This is a genomic window from Microcystis sp. LE19-10.1B (assembly GCF_027530565.1).
Taxonomy (GTDB): Bacteria; Cyanobacteriota; Cyanobacteriia; order Cyanobacteriales; family Microcystaceae; genus Microcystis; species Microcystis aeruginosa.
The window spans coordinates 1-2,443 of sequence record NZ_JAPZQM010000423.1 but is presented as its reverse complement, the minus strand read 5'-3'; the positions used below and the strand labels follow the sequence as shown (position 1 = coordinate 2,443).

The window sequence follows — 2,443 nt, the reverse complement described above, 5'->3', positions numbered from 1 at the left end:
AATCCTTATCTGGCAAGAGACTTAATTGATTAGTTCGCTCTAGATAAAAAACAATTGACAAAAATCGCTAAATGCCTTTCTATATAAGGGTTCCATCCCTTATAACCCCCCTCCATTGCATAACACAAACCGAAGAGCCATAAATAAAACTGCAATCACGTTAAGTTTGATCCCCCCAACCCCCCTTATCAAGGGGGGCTAAGTACGGTAACATGACTAACCAGAAAGTAAGCTTATGCAATTAACCAATCATCATCTACCCTACAATCCCAAACTCGTAGAACGAGCCAAAGAACTCCGTAAAAACATGACCAAAGCTGAAAGAAAACTTTGGTATGAATACTTAAAAAATTTTAAATATAGAGTTCATCGTCAAAGACCGATTGATCAATTTATTGTTGACTTTTATTGCCCCGAATTAAAATTAGTGATTGAAATTGATGGTGATATTCATAATAGTGAAGATGCTCAGAACTATGACTTAGAAAGAACCCAAATTTTATCAGGTTATGGATTAACAGTAATCCGCTTTACTAATCAAGAAGTTTTGAGTAATTTTGAGGGAGTTTGTGGAGTAATTGGAAGTTTGATCCCCCCAACCCCCCTTGATAAGGGGGGCTTTGATCCCTCCTTATTAAGGGGCTTTGATCCCCCCAACCCCCCTTGATAAGGGGGGCTTTGATCCCTCCTTATTAAGGGGGATCTGACAATTTTTAACACCTAACTAATTAGAGAGGAAAAGAATACCCAAAAAGTTCTATTGACAACTTTTGCAAGAGAGAGCAAGGACAAAATCAAGGATTTACAATCTCGGTTTCAGAACAGTCCACTGGGTTACGGGAGCCATTGCTTTCCAACCTAAAAATTTACCGACCGGTTCGGCTTTTTCAATGCCAATCCGCAGCAGTTCCCCTCCTAATTTACTATGCCATTGCAAGAGGACTAATTCGCTTTCAATTGTAACAGTATTGGCAACAAGACGACCCCCGGGGCGCAGGGCTAACCAACAGGTTTCCAATAGGTGGGGTGTGGTGATACCGCCACCAATAAAAATAGCGTCCGGCTGCGGTAAATCTTCTAGGGCGCTCGGTGCGATTCCGGCGACGATTTGCAGATGGGGCGTTCCCAGGGCGGCGGCATTATCGGCAATGTATTGTAATCTGGTGGGATGATGTTCGATCGCAATAGCCTGGCAACGGCGATCGCTCCGCAGCCACTCAATGGCAATGGAACCACAACCTGCCCCCACATCCCAGAGCAATTGTCCGGGTAGGGGAGCCAATGTACTCAGAGTGATAGCACGAACTTCTCTTTTTGTCAACTGGCCGTCATGATGGTAAGCAGAATCCGGCAGTCCGGGAAGGCGCGGCGCCAGGGTGGTGGGATGGGAGGAGATGCAGCTAATGGCGATGACATTTAAATCCGCCAGCTCTGTAAATTGCCAATCGTTGGCGATGCCTTGAATGTGGCGTTCTAGGGTTCCCCCTAGATGTTCTAAAACCGTGATGGAACTTTCGCCAAAACCTCCCTCCCGGAGCAGCCGAGCAGCGATCGCTGGAGTCTGGGCATCGGCACTCAGTACCAGCAGTTTAGCGCCGGGATAAAGCACCCCATTCAACCAAGCCGGAGGGCGACCGCACAAACTCAAAGTTTCCACTTCACTCAGAGGCCAACCCAAACGACTACAGGCAAGACTGAAGGCAGAAGGAGAGGGAATAATCGTCATTTCCTCAAGGGGAATCTGACGGGTGAGGGTGACACCAATCCCGTAGCACATGGGATCACCACTGGCCAAAACACAGACGGATTGACCACGAAGGCGGATAATCTCGTTCACAGAGTCTTGAATAGGAGAAGTCCAGAGCAGTTTTTGCCGTCGATCCTCTGGGGGTAACATTGCCAGATGACGTTCACCACCGACAATAACTGATGCTAAAGAAAGCAGACTTCGCCCCACCGAACTTAACCCTTCTAAGCCATCTTCACCAATTCCTATGATCGATAGCCATTTCGACTTACAATTGCGATCCGCCATATTAAAAAAAATCGCTACTATTTCATTATCTGCCATCAGGCTCTATCCTTCAAACAAGATATAATCGGGTTAGTGTCAAGTTAATTTAGAGGAAAAATTATGACCACCACCGCCGATGACGTTTGGAGATTATTAGCCGAATTAGTAGAAGCTCAAAAAGAAACCGAGCGACGCTTTCAAGCAACTGATCGCCAAATTACCAGACTCAGTCAAGAAATTGGTAATCTTGGGGGTAAATGGGGTCGTTTTGTCGAAAATATGGTAGCCCCAGCTTGTGAGACTTTATTTTTAAATCGTCAGATTCCCGTACATCAAGTTAGTCAAAGAGTCAGAAAACGTCTCGACGGTAAAACCCTAGAAATTGATGTGTTAGTAACTAATGAGAATCATGTGCTAGTAGTGGAAGTC

At 45.5% G+C, this 2,443-nt stretch carries 3 protein-coding genes; 2 read left to right on the top strand and 1 reads right to left on the bottom strand.

Annotated features, from left to right (window positions below):
- The first annotated feature begins 235 nt into the window (after positions 1-235).
- On the top strand, positions 236-667 hold the full coding sequence (locus O9332_RS15300) for an endonuclease domain-containing protein (protein WP_223213117.1): 432 nt from the start codon (positions 236-238) through the stop codon (positions 665-667).
- Between the two features lie 135 nt (positions 668-802).
- On the opposite strand, the gene cbiE is transcribed toward O9332_RS15300, so the two are convergent.
- The gene (gene cbiE, locus O9332_RS15295) at positions 803-2,071 is read right to left on the bottom strand and encodes a precorrin-6y C5,15-methyltransferase (decarboxylating) subunit CbiE (RefSeq protein ID WP_288026269.1); all 1,269 of its coding nucleotides are present in this window, start codon (positions 2,069-2,071) and stop codon (positions 803-805) included.
- Between the two features lie 63 nt (positions 2,072-2,134).
- Here cbiE and O9332_RS15290 point away from each other — a divergent pair.
- On the top strand, positions 2,135-2,443 hold a 309-nt coding region (locus O9332_RS15290; protein ID WP_288026267.1), incomplete at its 3' end, for a DUF3782 domain-containing protein.

Excerpts from the sequence above, each read along its gene's own strand:
- O9332_RS15300 (WP_223213117.1), top strand. The coding sequence starts at position 236 with ATGCAATTAACCAATCATCATCTACCCTACAATCCCAAACTCGTAGAA.
- cbiE (WP_288026269.1), bottom strand. The coding sequence starts at position 2,071 with ATGGCAGATAATGAAATAGTAGCGATTTTTTTTAATATGGCGGATCGC.